Genomic DNA, 19,701 nt, shown 5'->3' with positions numbered 1-19,701 from the left:
TCAGGACCGGCTCGGGGTGAGCGCGGCTGTGGGGCCGGTGCGGGCGTTGTCCTCCGCTTCGCGTCGGCGATCGGGCGTGGGTGGCGCTGCTTCGCTGCTCTGCGCGGGCGGTGGGGCGTCGGTGCGCTCCGCCTGGCCCGCGCGCAGCTTTTGTGCCATCTGCGCTGCCCAGTACTCGAGGGACTCGGGGTCGCTGCGAACCGGTTGTGCTGCGTCGCCCGCTTGCTGTGGCGCCTTGGCGGCGGGGGGCGTGGCGGTGTGTGGGGAGCGGGGCGGGGCGAGCGGGGGCTGTGCGAGAAGGGTGTCGATGTCGGCTGGCTGGGCTATCACGGGCCGCGGCGCGTTGCTCTGGTAGGGCCCGAGGACCTGGTGAGATTCCAGCCGGTGCAGGATGCGGTCGGCGCGCTCGGCTGACACGCCCAAGGCCCGGCGCACCGTGAGCGGCGACGCGTTGCGGTGGCTGGTGACCGTGAGCGCGGCCTTGCGCAACACTGAGTCGGGGATCGGCCCTTCGGGATCTTCCCCTGTGGGGACGAAGCCGATCAGACGCTGCTGGTAGGCCCACGCCACGCCGTTGAGCAGGTCGCCCTTGGGATCGTAGCGGTTGCCCAGCTTGCCCTTTTCCGGGTCCTCGTCGCGCAGTTCGGCCACGCGCCGCAGGAGTCGCGCCAGGAGGATGTTGTGGGCGTCGATCAGGTTGGGGATGGGCGGGGCGCCGGCTATCAGCCCGTTGTCGGGCAGGAAGTCGCTTTCCGCTGGACGGCCGTTGGTGTGCTGGTATTGGGCGCGCCACCGGGCCCGGTTGATGATCCATTCCTCTTGCAGGGCTCCGCGTTCGTCGAAGGAGATGCCGGGTGCGGCCATGCGCCGCTCAAGGTCACGTTCGATGTGGGCGAGATCCTGCAGCCGTAGCCGCGCCACGACGCGCTCCAGGCGTTCGCTCAGCCCGGTCAGCCGGAGCTTGGAGGCGATGGTGGCGAAGCCTTCGAGGACGCGCACGAAGGTGGTCTTGGCCCGGTGCATCAGCCGTTCTCCGTCCGGCCCGCGCAGGCGCTGTAGCTTCCGTACGCCACCGTCCATCGGTGCCACCAGGTCCGTGATCTTCTCATACACGGTGCCGGGTAGGCCGATCGAGTACGGGCGCAGGGCTGCCATGGCTTCGTGCGCGGCGTGGTGGGCGACGGTGAGGTCGGCCGCGACGGGCGGCGCAGGAGTGGTTGGGTCACCGGCGGGCTGTGACGCGGCGTCCTTGCTGACCTCCTCCAGTTCGCGGCGTTGGTCCTTGAGGTTCGCGTCCACCTGTTCCCAGGCGGGGTCGGGGCCCTGGGTGGTGGTCTCCTCGACCCAGGCGCCGTCGTCGCGGAGTACCCAAATGTGTCCCGGGGCGGCGAGGTGCTCGAGGGCCGACTGGGTGTCGCCCGCGGTATACCGCTCGAGTGCCTGAGAGACCTTGGTGCGGGTCGTCTCCAGGGCGCCGTCGGGGGCGTTGGAGGTGATGGTCCGGAGTAGGTCTATCAGGGCGTCGGGGGTCGGGGCGCCGGGGAAGCTGTTGGGGAGAATGCTGCGGAGGGCGCGTATCCACTCTGTGCTCAGGGGCTCTCCGAGCCTGCCGACCGCGTGTGCGGTTCTCCATTCGACGGCGGCCAGGAGATGCCGCGGGCCGAGTTGCTGCAGTTCGGTGTGGGTGTAGCGGAGGGCATCCCTGGGTGGCCGTCCGATCCAGATGATCAGGGTCGGGTTGTCCGAGGTGTAGTTGTCGCCGGATGTGGACAGGGGGACGCCGTGCATCGACCCGTAGCCGAGCGAATTGGTTTTCTGTTCGGCCGCGTGCAAGTCGATCCGGTCGCGCATGTCGGTGTAGAGGCGGTACGCGGCAGGGATGCGCTCAGCATTCTCCAGTTGTGTGCCATCCGGGCCTGTTGTCGTCATGGTGAACTGCAGATCGGCGCCGGGTGCTGAGGCTATAGACGGGGCGGGGTGCGCCTGATGCGTGGCGGTGGGACTGGTGCCTGCCGGCCAGCTGCCTGGGCTGGACGCCGGGCTGTCCGGTGTGTTGGCGTCGGTGCCGGCGGCGGGGGGTGGTGTGGTCATGGGGGTGTCCTCGCTGTCGAAGCGGGCGGAATCGCGGCCTCGGACGAAGGGGTCGGTCGCCAGGAGTGGATCCTCGGCCAGGGCATCCAGGGAGCGTTGGTAGACGGCGTTTTCCTGGTCGTGACCGTGCTCTTCGGGTCCCAGAAGGATCTGGTGGGCTGTTACCTGCACCGGGATGTTCCACTGCTTTTTGAGGCGACGGGCCCAGTGCCGCGCCTGGTGTTCCAGCCAGGGCACATCGCCGGGTGAGGAGGCCTGTGCGGCGTCCCGGATATAGCCGGCGGCTACCGTTGCCGCCGCGTGATCTGCATCTGTGGGCTGGAAGTCCCGTGTGTGGCGCTCTTCCGGTGTGGCCATGGTCTGCAGAGCCGCCTCGACCACGGCGTCGAGCCCGGGGAGCTGGTTGTGCTGGACCTGGCGCAGCACTTCACGCGGCCCACGCTCGTGATCTTGGTGAATGGCTCCGAAGTCCTCCCCCTGGGCGCCCTGGGGGAAGAGCGCGAGTACCTGGCCGGGCCAGTGCTGCAGGTGTTTCCAGGCGCGGAGGAGCGCCTTGCGGCCAGCGTCGTCGTTGTTGAAGGCAATGATCAATGGCCGGGAGGTGTCGCACTGCTCGGTGAGCAGTTGCATGTGTTCGGCGGTCAGCGCGGTCCCGCACGTGCCGAGCAGTGCGGGCCGCTCGAGGCCTGCGGAGGTGTGGGCGACGTCCAGGGCCTGGAGTTCAAAGGGGCCCTCGGAGATGAAGATGGGGCCGGTGGTGGAGTTCAGGTGCTCCATGCCCAGCAGCAGTCGGCTCTTACTGTAGAGGGTCGGCCCGAGTGAGGTCTCTCCCGCGCTGTTGATGTACTTGGAGTTGCTGCTGCTGGCGGGCATCCTCCGTGCTGTGAAGCCGGCAACGCGGCCGTTGAGGTCCGGTACCGGCCACATCAGCCGGTGGTAGAAGGCGTTGTACAGCTCTCCGGACGCGTGGTTGCGGGCCAGCAGTCCGACTCGCAGCAACTCGTGGTCGGTGAATTCTTCCTGACGCAGTTTGTCGATGACGCTGCCCTGCTTGCCGCGCTGGGCGTAGCCGACCTGCCAGCGCCGGGACGCCTCCCCGTCGGCTGGCTGCCCGCGGTTTTTCAGGTAGCGGCGGGCTTGCCCTCCGCTGTCGGAATGCAGAGCCTCGGTGTAGAGGGTCGCTGCGCGCTCCAGCAGTGAGTGGAGACGCTCCGTTTCCGGATCCGGGTGTGTCGGCGTACTCGGCTGCGGCGCGGTGGTGTCCGAGAGCGCCGTCTGCCCCACTTGTTGAGTTCGGCGGAATTCCAGGCGGTAGCGGGCCAGTTCGTCGTCGTGGGTGGCTTTGATCTGGTCGTGGATGCCGGTGCGGAGCTGGCGCTCAACCTCCTGGTCCAGGCGTGGATCTCCGCTGCTGCCGTAGGTAATGACCAGCTGACCGGCGTTGGCCATGACGCTGAGGTCTGGGGTTACGCCGGTGGGGATGAGGGCGGTTCGGGCCAGCTCCGAGAGTCGATCGGTGATGCTCGGCACCGGTGCTTGGGATGTCTGCGGCGCGTCAGGCGTGGCTGCGGCTTTGCTGGCCGTGGCGTCATCCGCGGGCTGGTTCTGCGCTGGCTGGTCGGTGGGCGTGTCGGCTTCGGGCCCATCCGCGAGCACCGTGCTTTCGCCACGCCCCTGCTCGGGCACGGGTGACAGCCCGGCTGTGGCGTCGGTGGCCGTACCCGCGGTCTCGGCGGTGGTGGAGGGGGCGCTCGTTGGTGGCCGTTTGTGGGGTGCGGAGGTTTCCGGGGCCGCGGGTTCCGCCGCCCCGGGTGGTGTCGCGTGCGAGCCGGGGGCCGGATTTGGGCGGTCAGGGGCTGGGGCGGCATCGTGGCTCGAGGCTGTGCCGGGGGTGGGCGAGGCGGGTGGCAGCAGTGCGGTCATCACGGGGGGTGGATCGTTGGCCCAGTGGGTGAGTTCCCGCAGCAGTGTCTGCCCGTTGAGGGCAGGAAGCTCGGCTCCTGGGAGGTAGGCGATCGGCTGCCTTTGTTCCGTACTGTCGCTCCACCCGAAGTAGATGGTGGCCGTCGTGGCCTGGGGGCCCGCTTCAGGGTCTTGGCTCACTGCGTAGAACAGCTGGCGGCCGAGGAATTGGCCGTACACGGTCGGGGCCGGTTGGTCTTCTGTGGCCATCAGATGCTGGACGTCCTGATACAGGCGTTCCCCCGCGTCTGCCTCCGTGGTGTAGACCCGGTTGTCGCGCTCCAGGATCGAAGGACCGCTGTCCTTCCGGCCGGTGTCACGACGTTCCTGGCGGGCGTCCGCTGGTGCTGAGGATGGCTGCACAGGGACCACTGTCCCTGTTGGATCGCTCGCCGGCTCAGCGGTGGTTCCCCTGGGTGGTTCTGGGTCCACGGTGAGGGTGGACTCGGCGAGTTCCGCGTCATTGGTCTGGCGAATGGCCTCTACGATCCGGACGAAGAGGTCGCGTGCCAGCGCCCGGTCCTGACGCCGGTCTGCGCTCGCGGGGAAGCTCACCAGCCAGCGGTGCTCGTCCCCCTTGACGATCACAGCCTGCGGATCCAAGATCCGCTCCGAGGCCGGGCCCTGCTCGAGGTCCTCAAGCACGGCATCGACGAGGGTTCGAGCCCGATCCATCAGAGGCCGATGCGGCCCCCGGCCCGCCGTCGGCTCAGGATCCCGCTCATGCCCGGTACGTGAAGATCCCTTCTCGCGCAGCTGTTCTTCCAGTTGCTCGGCGCGCTCGGTGAGGAAGGCGCCGAGTTCCATCGTGCCCGTGGGGGTGGGCACCGGGACTTCCAGGAGATTGCAGTTCTGGCGGTTCGCCGTGAGGTAGTGCTCGTGCAACCCTGCGAGTTCCGTTTCCTGAGCCGCCTCCTGGGCGAGCTGAGCAGCGACGGTGCTTCGGGACCGGGAGCTGTGCCGTTGAGCTGCTGAAGCGAACGCGCCGAGGCTCGCTGTGGAGAGGGCTGGGGCGCCGGTGCTCTGCCACTTCTGGTGGACCCGCTGCGCTGCCTCAGCCAGTCGTGGCAGGAGCTTCACAGCGTCGGGAATGAGCGCGTACCCGTCCACTGGCACGATTGTCATCGCCTCGCTCAGGGCCGTGAGGTGTTCATCGTTGTGCGAGGCGGAACCCTTCCAGTGCTCGTGGAAGAGGGCCTCGCGGACCAGAGCGTGGTGTGCGGACTGGAAAGCGGCGCGGTCGGCGTAAGGGGTATGCGCCTCCTCATCCAGGCCGGCGGCGAGGGGCACGGCACCAGAATCCCCCTGGGCGGGGGCGGTCGCTGCGGTGGTCTGGGCATGGGTGGCCTGCTCCGGTGCCAAAGGCGCGCTGGAGGCAGGCGTCCGCTCGTCGACCGGTGCCGCGCCCTGGTCGTCGGCAGCTGCAGTGCTGCCGGTCTCGGGGACCACGCTGGTGGGGGAAGGCGCGACGCCTTGCGTCGTACCGTCCTGCTGAGTCGTCCCCATCGACAGCGTGTTGTCGCCCACCGGATCGCCCTCACCAGGCTCCCGGTCGCCCGAAGTGGAATCCACGAGCAAGCCGGAGTCCTGGCCGCTCGGGGCTGCTTTTCTGGGAGGCGTCGTCCGGACAGCGGGTGTTGCGTCCCCGCCGGGTGTGGCCTCCACCGAGGGCGCAACGACGGGTGCTGGCTCTTCCCCAGGTGGGGGCGTCACGGCAGGGTGCGTCTCCGGCAGACGCGTCGCGACGGGATCGAACGCCCCGGGCAAGAAGTTGTCCCGCTCCTTGCCTCCTTGAAGGCCGACGTGGTGGATCCGTATCCCCGTGGTGCGCTGGGCGCGCAGCCGCTTCCTGTCGCGCCCCTGAGCGCCACGCTGAATCCGGGTCACCTGTCGGGCCGTCTTCTGCCCTTCCAAGGTGACCATGTCACCGCGTTGCAGGTAGAAGGCCTCGAGCAACGCTGTGGAGTGCCCGGCTGCCTCGGCGCGGTCGAAGGTACGCCACCGATGGGACCAGCTGTGCGGCTGCATCTTGCTCTTCCCCAGAGGGTAGGGGTCCTGGCCGTCAGGCTGCAGCAGGGCGGGATGGGCGATCGTGTAGGTTCCGTCTGCGTAGCGGATGGCTTGCCATCGGCCGGCTCCGTCGGCAGCGGGCACGGCGCCGACGGTGATCGCTGCCCGGGGTTCGGCGTCCTTGTCTGTTCCGATGTGGTGCACTGCGGTGCCATCGGGGTGCAGGATCCGTCCGGGCCGAGCAGGCGTGCCTGCCGGGACAGGCTCGGTCACGGGCTCGGTTGCCTCAGGGAGCGTGGTGTCCCAGGGATGGAGGAGCCCGCGTACCTGTCCGGATGTGGTTCGGGTCCGCTCGCTGGTTGCCTCGACGGCGGTAGCAAGGTTGTCGATGGCCGGAATGAGCAGCTGCTGAAGGTCGGTGTCTGCAGAGCGCTGCACGTCCTGTCGCACCTCAACGAGATGCCGCGTCATCTCCTCGAGCTGGTGGGCTGATTCCACCAGCCCGCGCGAGGCGGCGGGCAGTTGGCGGCGCAGAACGTCTCTGTGGCGTCGCAGGTCGCTGAGGTCGACGCTGTGGCCGCTGGTGTGAGGCCAGCTCTTGTGCGCCCGGTCCAAGGCGTCGAACGAATCGAGAACACGCTGCCATGCCTCGCTGGCCTCACGAGGGAACGCGTAGAGTGCCGCGTCCTCACCCGGGCCTGCTGGCGGATTGGCGGCGGGCGCGGATGCTTCCATCGTCTCCTCCTGCTGAGGTGTGTACTCATCCGCTGCTGGCAGGTCACGGCCGGCAGGTGGATCGGCAGCGGGGCCAGCCCTTAGCGCGTTGGGCTCACTCGCCCCTCCGTGCTTGCGGGGCGGGCGCTCGTCCTCACCTACCGGGGTGTTGTCCACCCGGTCGCTGGGCGACGCGAGCGTCGGCTGCTCGGTCTCGAGTTCATTCCCGCCAGCTTCAGCGGGGGCCGGTGATGCGGGCGTGGCCTCATCCGTGGTCGGGGTTGGCGCCGGCGTGTTCTCGTTCTGGACGGCGGGAGACGGTGATTGGTCTCCTGCTCCAGAGGAGCGAAGCGGCCTTCCTTCGTGCGCCTCCTGGGCGGCGGCAGGAGAACTGACGTACGGAACCTCTGGCGCGAAGGGGCCCTGAGGCGAATTCTCCGCCGTTTCGATCGTGGAAGCGGCGGCCACCTGGTCGGATAGCTCGAGTTGGAGTTCCTCGACAGCCGGGACAGGCGTCTGCGCGGCCGCGTGCTCGCGGATCGCGGCGAGGCAGTCTTCGAAGCTCTCGGGGTGCTTCACCCAGTCGGCGCCCAGGCTCACCGTGTACGGCTCACCGTGCGGGTGCTTGAGCTCGTACGTGATGCCCTCGACGACGGTGACGTTCCAGCGGGAGGGGCCGACGCATTCGACCGTTTCGCCCTCGCCCACCTTGGGGAGAACCCACGCGCCCGAGACGAAGTTCATCTCCGCCGCGGTCTGCTCGGTGTCCCGCTTCTGGGACTCGCGCCAGTGCGTGCGGATGAACTCCTGTGCCTCCTCCAGGCTGCCGCCTATGCCCAGTGTCCAGGCGCGGCCGCCGTGTGTGGGGGTGTACCAGAAGGCTCTGAACTTCACGCCTCGGTTGCCGGGGCCCTGGCAGTCGTGGGTGATCGAGTATCCCTGGCGAGTGCCACAGGCCGCCTTCCAGTCGTAGGGCACGTTTTTATGCACGTAGGAGCGGGGGGTGAGGGTAATTTCCGGGATCTCTACTTCGGCGCTGGCATCCCTCTCAAGGGGTTGCGTGGTCCCGGTTTCTGGCGCATCCTCGCGCCTGCCATAGTGCGCGGCCAGGTAGTCGAGGAGGACTCCCGGGCCGGCACAGAGGTCGAGGACCTTGGGAGCGTCGTCCTTGGCATTGGGCGTGTCCCAGTAGTGCGCCGGAGTCCGGGGGATGCCATGGAGCTCCGCCTGTCGGTCGAGCTTGGCCGGGAGCTTCGCCCGCTTCCCCTCATCCTCCACGACCTTGGCGACCGTGGCCGAGACCGCTGTAAAACCGCCCGCCTGGCGCCTGATCTCCGTAAAGCCGTCCGCCCGCATCGCAGCCAGTGCCTCATCAGGAGCTCGCCCGCTCCAGTGCACCGCGAGCGACCCCGGACCCAGGTGTGGAAGCTCTCCCGTCACTTCGAATCCGGGCTCCGCCGGCGTCACCACACGGTCGCTGTACCCGGCTGCAGTCAGTACCTCCCGCGCCCTGGTCACCTGTGGCACCCGAACGTATCCGCTCGAAGCAGGGTGCGGCAGGTCCTCGACGGCGAGGCCCATCTCGTACGCCTCACAGGCTTCCTCCCACGTGAAGCCGGTGGCGTCCGCCACACCCTTCCCATGCGCGATCCATCCGCCCTCGCCATCCTCCTCAACCTTGCAGAACTCGCCCTCACGGCCGTCGCGGTACACGGACCACTGGCCATGGCTGCCAGGTACGCGGGCGCGGCTGTAACGCTGCGGTTTCGGCACTGTCGTCATGTCCACACCGGCCCGCTCGCGTGCCCAGGTGAGCACCTCGCCCCAGGTCACGAATGTGGCCGCGGTGCCGGACTGGTCGGAGACGGTGAGCTGATGGCCGTCGGCGTCCTTCGGGCCTTCCACGTAGACCATTTCGACGCGGAACGGCTGGTCACCGGTCGTTAGCGTCCATAGCGGCCCGGACGGGTAGGCGCCCGTCTCGTCCTTTGTGCGTTCCACTTCGGAGGCGTGCTCGCCCTCTGCGAAGTCTTCCGCCTTCACGGCTTTGAGCTTCTGTCGGTATCCGAAGGCAACGAAGCGGTCGCCGATGTCGGGGTGGCTCTCCGTCGTCCGCTCGACGGCGTGCCGTGCGGCGATGTCGTAGCCGCTCACCACGCCCACCCCCGCGCCCACGGATATGCCGTCGAGGTCGCGCACGACGTAACCCCGGGAGCCGCTCTCACTCTCCTTGGCGATCCGGTAGCGGTTGCCGGTCGCTAGGTGCACGGCCGTCCACTGCTTCGGCCCAGTCTGCGCCACGGACACGCCATGGCGGTCGACGTACCGCGGGCCCAGCACCAGGGAATAGCCCCTATCGGCATCGATAGCCTCGGCTCGCTCGCGCGCCTGGTTGCCCGGGATGCCGGTCTCCAGTTCGGTACACGGGAGGCACAGGGCGCCCGTGATCCCGCTGCGTTCCGTCAGGCCGCTCCAGTGCCACACCAAGAGCACAAGATCACCCTCGTTGCCGCACCGGTCGCAGTCTCGGCCACCGGCGCGCCCGAACAGCCCGAGCCGCTTCTTGGTGGTGTGGGAGGCTGGTATCTCGGCGCGCACCCACCGCTTAGCCTTGCCGCTGGCCGCCTTGGGTCTCGGAGCAGACGCCTGGGAGCCATGACGGTCTTTGACCGCGTTCGTCGCGGTGCCCAAGTCAGGGGTGCTGGTGTCCTCCGACCGCGGGGCGTACGGCTTCTCGTACGGGTCTGGCTCTCCAGGCGGGGGGATGCTCGCTGCGATACGGCCGGCGTCGTACTGCTCGAAGTCGAGCTTCTGCGCAGCGGCCAGTAGCACCTTCCTGTTGCGACTCCCCTGGGCCGTACTCTGGTGCGTCTCAGTCGCGGCGGCACGGGCGGCAACGCCGAGCGCCTGCATCTGCGCGACGTTCAGCACGTACTTGCGGTAGTTGCTCACCCACTCAGGGCCCTTTATCGGCGTACCGCTGGGGAAGGTGCCGGTCACGGTGAGCTGGCTGAGTTCGCGCACCTGCGCCGGGGTGAAGATGACCTCCTTCGCCGCGTACGCCGGGGCGACGGGCGCACGCGGGCTCGTCTTACCCCCGACAGTCTGCATGGCCCTCGCCCTATCGTCCGCTACGTTGTTGGCTGCACGGACCGCTGGGGCTCCTGCCGTGACGGGCAGGTTCTCGTGGAAGGCGTTGCTGTCCGGCCCTCCGCCGTCTGCGTCCTGCGCCCACCAGTAGCGCTCACCGTCGTCGCCGATTCGGGCGCGGACCCAGCCGATGGTGGTGCCGTCGCGGTCCACGATGAGGCCGTGGCCTGCCGCGACATTGAGGTCCTTGAGCCGCTTTCCGTCGGTGAATCGCAGTTCCAGGCCCTCGGCGGTGCTGGCCTGTGCGAGGTCTGCCTGGTTCTTTTGTGCCTTGTCTCTGTCGCCGGGGGCGAGGATCGGGGCGTCGCTCCCGGGGCGCTTGAGCTGGTGGAAAGGCCAGGGGTGCAGGCGGTGGGTCTGGACGAGGGCCTCACGTGTGCTGACAGCTTCGACCGTTCCCAGACCTTCAGGAGTGACCACTTCATCGCCCTTGGCAAGCGGCCTATCGGCCCCCGTGGGCTGGGTGCCTGTGATCTCGTCCGGACGAGGCGTCTCTTCATCACCAGCGACCGGCGCTCCGCCCGTCGAGGACTGGATGGGCACCGCATCCCCAGGCGGGGGATCGCCCTCACCGTCCCATCGGGTGTCCGCGGCCGCTTCGTCACCGTTGGAGCCGGCAGCCTTCTCGGACGTGGTGGGTGCGTCGGCCTTTGGGCTCGCCGCGGGAGCTGTGGCCTGGGTGGGCGGGGGCTGTTGCGCGAGCGGGGCACGGCTGGAAAGCCGAATCACGTGGCTCGGCAGCTGGAACGCCGTGCCCGCGGTCGTGGTGGGCGCCGGCTCCGGGCCGGTGCTCGTTACAAGGGTGGCGTCCAGGAGGCAGGTGCGCTCACCGGGACCGTGGGTGTGCTTCCGCGTGAACATGGCGCGGCCGCGGATGCGGGTCAGGCCGGCATCGTTCTGGTCGCCTTGGCCGGATGGTGTGATCGGGTTCAGGTCCCGGTCGAGATCGAATTCGATGATGTCCTCATCGAGGACGAAGTCCGACGCGATCCGTACGCCCATGGGTCGGCCGTCCGGCCCGAGCACTGTGTCAGCCGCGGCGTGCTCGATGGGGAGGTTGCGGGGGAACTGCCAGGTACCGCCGTCGTCCAAGGTGAGTCGGACCGTGCCGAAACCAGTCTCCTCGCGACTCAGGATCTCCCGGAGCTTGTACTGGTCGTCGATCGTGAGCCACACCCAGTCGCCCACGGGGATGTCGTCCGCCCATCGGTCCTCTCCCAGGCGCTCACCCCGGTCTGACTGTAGTTCGAAGAGCCGCCAGAGGCGTGAAGCCAGGGAGCTGCTGCGGCCATGCTCGCGGTCGAACAGCGCGCGCGCTCCGAGCACCGCGTGGTTGAGCTGGGTGTACTGGTCCCCGCGCACCAGTCCCGGCAGCTGTGGGTCGCTCCAGTCAATCGGAGAACCGTCGCTAGCGCGCAGGCTCGCCAGTCGGCCCGCGAACTCCAGTGCTTGCTCGGACGTGGGCAAGCCCTTCAGGGGCTCGGGGAGCGCTTCAATGCCGCTTCCGGCCAGGAAGACGTCGGGGAGCAGGCCGGAGAATGGCAGACCGCTGCCGGACGGCATCACTTCGTGCTGTCCGTCCTTTGCACGTACCACGAACTGACCATCGTCGGACAGCGCGACGAGTTCCTTCGCCTTGATGGCTCTCAGCTCTCTGGTCCGCTCGGGGGTGAGCGCGGGGACAGTGGCGGCCGCGAAGTGCGTGTGCACCTGACCAACGCTGGTGAAACGCCGATTGCGGTCCCCGGAGGGTGCGTTTCCCGACGATGGAGTGCGGTTCTGGGACGGGTGCGTGGATGCGGCGGCCTGGAAATGGCTGGTGGTGCGTATCTGCCGGACCAATTCACCCGTTGCGGCGTCCTCGACGAGGACCCAGCCCTTCCCCTTTTTCCCGAGCCGCATGCGTACCAGGACTGGCTTGTCGAGGGGTTTGAGGGTCGTGCGGGGGCGGTCCGCCTGGTGGGGGTTGTCTACCTCACCGCGCCACCAAAAGGTGCCGTCTGCCCCTGCGATCTCACCGGTTTTGCCGAAGACCGTGACCTCGAAGACCTCGTTGGACGGTGGGCCGTCCACGGGTACCGCCGACCCTGCCTCAGCATCCGGGGCGGGTCGCTCCACGGGCCCATCCGGGGTGGCGGCGGTTTGGGCGTCTCCCGTTAGACGCTGCCCCATACGGGCTTGGTATGCCTTGGCATATTTACCCTTGGGGTCCAGGTTGTGGGTGACAAGGGCACGCAGGATCGCGCTCTTGAAGTCGCGGCCTTCTGCGTCCCGGAAGCACCGCGCGCGCTGCATGGGGTCTGGCAGGTCCCACGGGAAGGGCTGGCCCTGGGCGTCACGGATGCTCTCCAGAGCGTCCGCGATCTTGTTGGCCTGTTCGCGGCTTCGGATGTTCTTGCCCCAGGGGCCTCCGACTTGCAGGAGCTGGTCGGGGGCCCGCACTTCGTACTTTTCAGGAGCGATCGTGATGATCGCCAGTCGTCCCCCGTTGCTGAGGTGGGTTCCTGCGTGGCGTGCTCCGTGCTTGTGGCAGGCCTCGCTCAGGATGCGCTGCCCCCGTTGATCCCGATGGTGGGCGTCAGGGCGGACGCTGCGCAGGTGCGCCTTGAGCTTGTAGTTGGGGTCGCCATCCTGCCGAGCGTCCGCCTCGCCCACGGGCACCACGAACCGCGGTGTCACTTCCGCTATGGGCGACGGCTGACGCGTGGAGGTGTGGGCGGCGGGCACCGGTTGGGGGACGACGACGGCCGCTTGCTCGAGGGCTTCCTGCTCCGCCGGGGCACGTGCGAGGCCCACGGCAGCGCCCTCGGCGCTGTGGAACGCGGGAGCATCGGATGAGGCGGGCTCGCCGTCGTGGACGTATGTGTGTCCCGCGACGGTCGCGATAATCGTGCCGAGGCGAATCCCGTCGCGCACGACGCCTTGGACACCGTCGCGTCCGGGTTCTTCGAGTGTGAGGGTGGCGAGATCTCGGGTGAAGGCCTCCCACCCGCCGAGCTGCTCCGCGTCGGCGGTCCGATCCTGCCGGTGCTTGAGTTCGATGTATATGGCGTCGCGTTGCTGTACGGCGCGCACGGACGCGCCTGTGTCGCCGGCGCTGGTGTGCCCCTTGATCCACTGATCGAGTTCGTGGGCGTGGGTCTCGAGTTCTTCAGGGAGCAGGCTCTCCAGCGGACGGGGGACGAGCGGGGGTCGGGGCGCATCCGGCTGAGTGGGTATCGGTGCGTTGACGGGCTCAGGGGCGGCCGTGTGAGGTCTGCGGTCAAGCAGCGTGACGAGGCGGGTCCCGTCATGCCAGGCCAGGACCTCCTCGAGGTTGTGGTAGTGGCCCCTGTCGTCACGCAAGTTGTAGGCGCCGCACCAGGCGACTGTCGCCCACTCCCGCTCCTGGCGCAGGAGTATCTGGATGGGTGTTCCGTCGTCTCGGGGCTGGAGCTCATCGAGTGTCGCCGCAAGCTCGGCGCGGTCGCTGGTCCGCAGCCCGCGCAGTTCGGTGACTTTGGCCTCGGGAAGGTCGAGGCTGTCAGGTGCTGCGGGGCCCTGTGTGGGCTCCCGGGCAACTGCCTGCGGGGTCAGGTCGGTTGAGCCGCTTGGAACTGCTGCGACCAGGGAGGGTGTGAAGGTGAGGGTTCGCCCGTCAGGGGTAGTGCCGCCCATGCTGGAGCCGCTCACCGAGGTGACCGTGACCGTGCTGAACGGGACAGGCTGGGCAGTGGCCTGGTCGTTCGCGCCGGTTGAACTGCGAAGGCGGGGATGGTGCGGGTCGGGGATGCGGACCTGTTGGCCCACCTCGATGGCCGGGAGCACGATCCGGTCGGCGCTTATCCAGCCGTGCGGTGCTGCAACCGAGAGGTTCCTCCGGTCGAACACCAGGGCTTGGGCTTCAACTGTGCCGCCCTCGACGGGCGTCTCCATCCGCCCGTTGAATGGCCTTGCCGCGCCGAGTGTGCCGGACACGAACACGGACTGGCCGACGCCGACCTGGGCGCCACCCACCGGGTTCCAGCAGGTGAGGATGGTGATGCTGGGAGTGGTGTCGTCGGCGTCCAGCCGGACCTTTACTAGTTGGTCAGTTCCGCGCACTTCCTTGGCGATGACCTCGCCGAGGGTGGGCGCGAGGGCCTCGCCCGGGCTGCCGTATCCGGCTGCCGACGGCTCCGGCCGGTGCGTCTGCAGCGTTGCCAGCCCGCCCTGGCCTGAACTGCCGGGGGCTGTTGCCCGCAGCTCGGGGGCGAGGATCAGTGCGTCCCGGGTGCGCTTCGCCTCATCCTTGACGGCAAAGAGGCATTCGATCACGCGGTCGTCCTGCTTGATCCATGTGACTCCGCCATCATCGGTGGCTATGACCGCCCAGCGTCGGCCGGTGGGAGTGTCCAGACCTCGCACCTCGAACGTCGCTCGCCTCGCGGCGGGCTCGGGACCGTCGGCCGCTGTCGGCTCTTCACCTTCCGACGCCCACACCCCTGATACTTCGGTGCCCTTGATGCCCGGGCGGGGCTCTGCGAGGGCGGAAGGCAGGTCCTCTTCTGTCGCCCACCCTGCCTGTGGCTCTGGTCCGGCGAAGGCGGATGGCACGTCGTCGCCCGTTGCCCATCCGGGCAGCTCATGTGCGAGTGCGGATGGTGCCTTCTCGGCTGCCGCCCATCCGGCCGTGTGAGCCGATCCAACCCCTGGTTCCTCGGGCAGGCCGGGGCCCCGGGCAGATTCGTCCTCAGCGGTCAAGCCACCGGCGGCACGTTCATTCGAGTGCAATGCCGAGGGAACTTCCTCCCCCGCCCACTGTGGCGACGGCTGCGGGCCCTGCATGGGACGCTGTGGTTCGGTGAACGCCGACGGCACCTCATCGTCCGACGCCCATGCGTTGCCGGCTTCGGGTTCCGGCGGTGGATCGGCGAAGGCGGAGGGCACCTCCTGGCCCGCTGCCCACGGAGCTGGCGCCCTGGGAGGCGCAGCCGTCGACTCCGGCGGGTCGAACGCGGAGGGGACGTCATCATCGTCCGCCCATCTGCCGGGTGAGGCTGGCTGACCGACAGTGGTGGGTACCAACTCCGCCGCTTCCTGCCCGGCGCCTGGATTGGCCTGTTGCGCGGGTGGCTCGGCGAAGGCCGAGGGCACGTCGTCCCCGGCCCCCCATGCGGCGCTGAGCTGCGGCGTGGCGAAGGCGGAGGGGACGTTCTCTTCCTCCGCCCACTGTGAGGGGCTCTGATTGTGGATCGGGTCATCGGGAACCGTGGCCAATTCGACACCTCGTCGGCGTTCACGGGTGGCGGCCTTGCCGCCTGCTTCCCCTGGGCAGGTCTGAAGGACCGACGCTAGGCATCCAGGAGAGTCGGGATCGCTGTACTGGCCCTCGCCTCCCGCCTGAGCGGATATCGGGCCCGGGAATCTTGCTGGTGGTCCCTTCTGACGGAACGTGGAAGGTCCCTAGCGGTACTGGGCCGCGGCCGTGGCTGGCGCGGGTTGAGAAGCGGGGTCGTGCTGGGCGTGCAGCGCTTCCCGTTCTACTGGTGTCTGCGGCATGCCGTTTCGGCGTGCGCTCGCTCCGGCTCGTAGCCGTCCGCGGGTCTCGTGCGCTCGCAGCATGCCCTGGACGAACGCAGAACCGTGCCTCTCCAGCGCTGTGGCAACTTGGTCGTTCGTGGCGCCTTGGAGTTCGGCACGCGTGAACTGTGCGGCTGCGGGGGCGTGTGGGTCGAAGCCGAAACGCAGCACCCGGCCGTGCTTGGAATGCGGTGTGACGGCCACATACAGCGGTACCGCAGTCAGGGTTCCCCTGAGTGATGGTGTGCTGGGTGCGGATGGGGACTCGATGAGACGGAGGAAGTCCTCACGCAGTCGGTCGGCGGCGAGACGGGCTGTATCGGGGCGCTCGGGCTTCGGCTTGTGCGCGATGATGGCCCGGAGTACCTGAGGGCCGGTCGCGCCGCTGAGTTCGGCATGAGTGAACTGGGCTGCCGCGCGTGGAGCGTGACGGTCGAATCCGAATTGCAGGACCCTGCCATGTTTCTGGCTTCGGGCAACTCGCACGTACAGCGGGGTGTTGTCGACGGTGGTGTGCTCGACCGGCGATGTCGGCGCATGGGCGTCGTTAAGCAGACGGATGAGGTCCTGCCGTAGCGCCTCGGACCGTGCAGGCTGCTGACTGTCCTCCGCCTGCTCGACGATGCGCGTTGCCATGCCCTCGGTCGTGGGACCCCCGGTGTTCTCCACCGCGTTTCCGGCATCGGGCGGGGTGGAGGTCTTGTCGTGCCGGTCCGTCGGCGGAGGCGTCAGCGGGGTGCCGGTGGGCGGCGGCACCGGGGCGGGGCGGGGCGGGGTCTCGCTCGCAGCGACGGGCTCAGGGTTGGGAGCTTCTTGCGTTGAGGCTGATGTCCCTGAAGGGCGTGCGGCATAGCGCTCGTCCGCGACGGCTCGCAGGTCCTCGATGTACTGCAGTGATCCGAGGTCGAGGCCGCGCATGCCTCGGGTTGCCGCGACGTAGGCGAGCCGGAGGTCCTCGTCCTTGGGGAGCGTCGCCTCCTGCGTGGGGTCTGTACTGGACTTCGGGCCGGTGAAGTCGGTGCCGACCTGCAGCAGGCCCCATTCCAGCCCTTTGGACTTGTGTGCGGTCGACACGATGAGGTCCGCTCGCTGCGGATCTTCTGTGAGCTTGCCGACCATGTCGATCAGTGTGTCGGCGCCGAAGTCGTCGACCAGGCGGACGAAGGCCTCCAGTTGCTTCGCGCTGTCGTGTTTGTCCACGTACTCGCGGACGTGTTTCCATGACCGGAAGGGAACGAGCTCAGGATGTTTGCGCGTCTTTCCCTTTTCCTGGAGTTCTTTGGCTCCTTCGGCCATGCGCTGCAGCTCTTTGCCGCCCCCGACCATATGGACCTTGCGGTCCTTCCCCAGAGCATCCAGCGCCGCAGTAACAACGCCGGCGTTGGTGCGTCCCAGGACGGCTTCGGGGCTGTCGATCGGCCCGATAGCAGTGCTGATGCCGTCGTTGCCTTCCATGAGGTAGGCGGCGCCGAGGAGCTTGAGGAAGATGTTGGCGATGTCGGCTACTTCCGGACCGAAACGCCAGGACTTGTTCAGCGGGAGCTCGATGTCAGCCGGCCAGTCCTCCAGGGCATTTTCCGCCCCGCGGAAGCCGTAGATCGCCTGGTTGGGGTCGCCGACAATGACAACCTGGGCAGCCGGTCCGTGAGGAGGTCGCATGTTGTCCAGTACGACCTTGCGGAGCACCGGGTTGATGTCCTGCGCCTCGTCGAAAACGACCGTGTCGGCGTGGATCTTCGGTCGGGTCAGTGCCCAGATCTTCTGGTAGTCGTCGTGGTGGAAGTTCAGTTGCCGCGATGCCGGGTCGATCTTGTCCTGCCAGGCATCGCGGGCGTGGTCGAGGACGGCGCGGCGCAGCCGGCCCGGCCGTGCCGCGATCTCCACGAGGGGATGATCGGCTCCCGGAACATGGGCCAGGTCGATGGTGTCGGCGTCGCTGTTACGGAAGTTCTTGATCGTCTCCTTGATGATGACGACGATGCTCTCGGGTTCAAGTTGGTCCCCCCCGTCCGCGGCGGGCGCTGACCGTACGCCCAGGAGCTCGGCCCAATCTGCGTTGGAGTTTGTACCGACGCCGCCCTCTTTCTTTCCAGCCGCGACCTTGTCCGCGAGGTCCGTGGCCTTCAGGTCGCGGGCCGCAAGGGCATGGGCGGTGGAGACACTGACGTGCCGGAGCCCGGCGAACTTCCTTCCTGCGTCGACCGCGTTCGCCGAGTTGAAGGCCAGGTAGGTGATGCGCCGGTTCAGCATGCGGCGCGCGAGGGCGACCATGGTGCTGGTCTTGCCCGTGCCGGCCAGCGCCTGTACGGCCACGTTGAGGCCGTCCTGCGCGGCCTCGATGATCGCCCGCTGCTGGGCGGTCAGCGGGTAGGGCTCGGCGTCCGCCGCACTCTCCTCATACTCTGCGCGGGCCTCCGGTGTGAGGGCCTGTCCGATACGGTCCCGGGCACGCTCCCAGGGCGCGTCCAGGCTCTCGAAGTAGGCCTTGACGTCCTTCTCCAGCCGGGCGGCAAGACGCGCCGGGTTGCCGCGCGTCCGCCATCCGCCCCTGTTGAACTCCCACCGGCCCTCCTCCTTGACCCAGTACAGCCCCTGGTCCTTGAGCCACTGCCGGACCGGGGCATCGTCCTCGCCCGGTTCAGTACCGGTAACGATCACGTTGGAGCGGGTACGCACCGCGGCGAGGCGGTCTGATGGCCGGGGGTTGACTTCCTCCCAGCGGCGCCGGGCATCTGGATCCGCCACCGGTACGGTCCCGGGTACGGACGGGACCTGGTCTTCCGGTGGTACGCCTGTCCTCTGCGGCATTGGGTTGTTGCTGCCCGAGGGCGTCGTGGCGTCTTCATCGGTGGCTTGCGCAGTGCTGAATGCAGGGGCGGCTTCCTGTGGCGGGTCCGCGGCGAGCGGCTCGGCTGCGGCCGCCTGCTGAGCTGCTTCCAGGGCTCGCCGGTCGCGATCCTTGCGCTGAGCTTGCTCGAAGCGGGCGACGGCTTCCCGCCAGGTGTCCCCTGTGGTCGTGATGTCCCCGGTGTGGGCGCGGAAGCCGTCGCCTTCACGGGCGAGGTGGCACAGGCCCGCCCGGCCGGAGGGCAGGGTCGAAAACACTTCCCAGCCGCCATCGGGCAGCGGGAAACGCTCGTAGTGACGCTTGTGCCCGTGCGGGCCTTCCCCGGCGTCCTGGATGTCGCGGTCCTCGGGTGCGGTCGGCTCGGCGTCCGCTGCCAGGGCAGCCAGGGCCGCGGGCCCGGGATCGGTCGAATGCTGCACCTGCGCCGCCTGGCGATCGCCCGGCAGGATCTGAACCGGTTCCGTTGGCACCGTGGTGTAGGCCTGGGTGGCCGTTGCGATCGTGGCCACGGCGACCTCAACGTCAGGATGTGACTCCTCGGGGTTGTCGTTCAGGACGCCCACGAGGGCGGCAGCTGACACATGGAGCGCTGCCAGGCGCTGTGTCGCGTCATCTGCGCTCTGGGCCTTCTCCGGAAGTGCCCGCGACTGCATGGCCGTCTGCAGCTCCTTCACGGCTTCGGCGACGTCACTACCTGGGACGATCTTGAAGCCGGCGCCGGCCACTGGCCACCACTGCGCCCATGCCTTGGCCCGCGCCCGCTGGTAGTCGCCGAGCGCGTCATCGGGCGCGACCGGTGACTTGAATACGGCCGACCACGTCCCCGGCTTGGCCGCGGTGGCCGCGGCCCGCTCGGCGAGCTCCTGGGCGTACTCGGCGACTTGGTGGACATGGCCGTGCAAGGTGGGCGTGTTCTCCCCGCGCAGCCGCCACGCCACGCCTCGCGCGGCACGGACCAGCTCAACGGTGCGGGCGAGCGCCATGGGCTGGGAGGCGGCGAACAGCTTCTCCTCCGCGATGGCGTTCAGGGCGTCCTGCAGGCGCCGGGCGTCGGGCCGCCCGTCCGCCGCGCGCGAGGTCATGCGCTTCCAGGCATTGCTGTAGCGCAGGCCTTCGTTGTGCTCGCGTTTGATGTCCTTGAGTAGTTTTTGAAGCTGCCGCGTATGCGTGAATGCCTCGCCCGGCTCGATCTCGGGCACGGGCGTGAACCGCAGTGCCCGGTTGTCCGCGTGCAGGGCAGCACCGGTGGCGGCGGCCTCCTTGGCCGCCTGGCTCTCAAAAATGGGGATCTTGCGGCCGCGGGCGGCCAGCAGGGCGCGCAGGGTGTTGATCTTGCTGCTGCGAACGCGGTGTGTCCAGCCGCCTGGCATGACGTGGTGGTAGAC

The 19,701-nt window shown here is 68.5% G+C and carries 2 protein-coding genes (1 of these 2 running past the window's edge); both read right to left on the bottom strand.

Annotated elements, in window-relative coordinates:
- Complete coding sequence (locus tag ABZW18_RS00250; protein ID WP_356179829.1) at window positions 1-14,313, bottom strand: hypothetical protein; 14,313 nt, start codon at window positions 14,311-14,313, stop codon at window positions 1-3.
- A 1,038-nt stretch (window positions 14,314-15,351) separates the two neighbouring features.
- Window positions 15,352-19,701 carry the 3' end of a UvrD-helicase domain-containing protein gene (locus tag ABZW18_RS00245; RefSeq protein ID WP_356179827.1) on the bottom strand. The gene runs 25,809 nt beyond the window's last position, so the window shows 4,350 of its 30,159 coding nt (coding positions 25,810-30,159); its start codon lies off the right edge, out of view; it ends in the stop codon at window positions 15,352-15,354.

This window comes from Streptomyces sp. NPDC004647 (assembly GCF_040609575.1).
Classification (GTDB): Bacteria; Actinomycetota; Actinomycetes; order Streptomycetales; family Streptomycetaceae; genus Streptomyces.
This window is presented reverse-complemented; position numbering and strand designations above follow the sequence as displayed.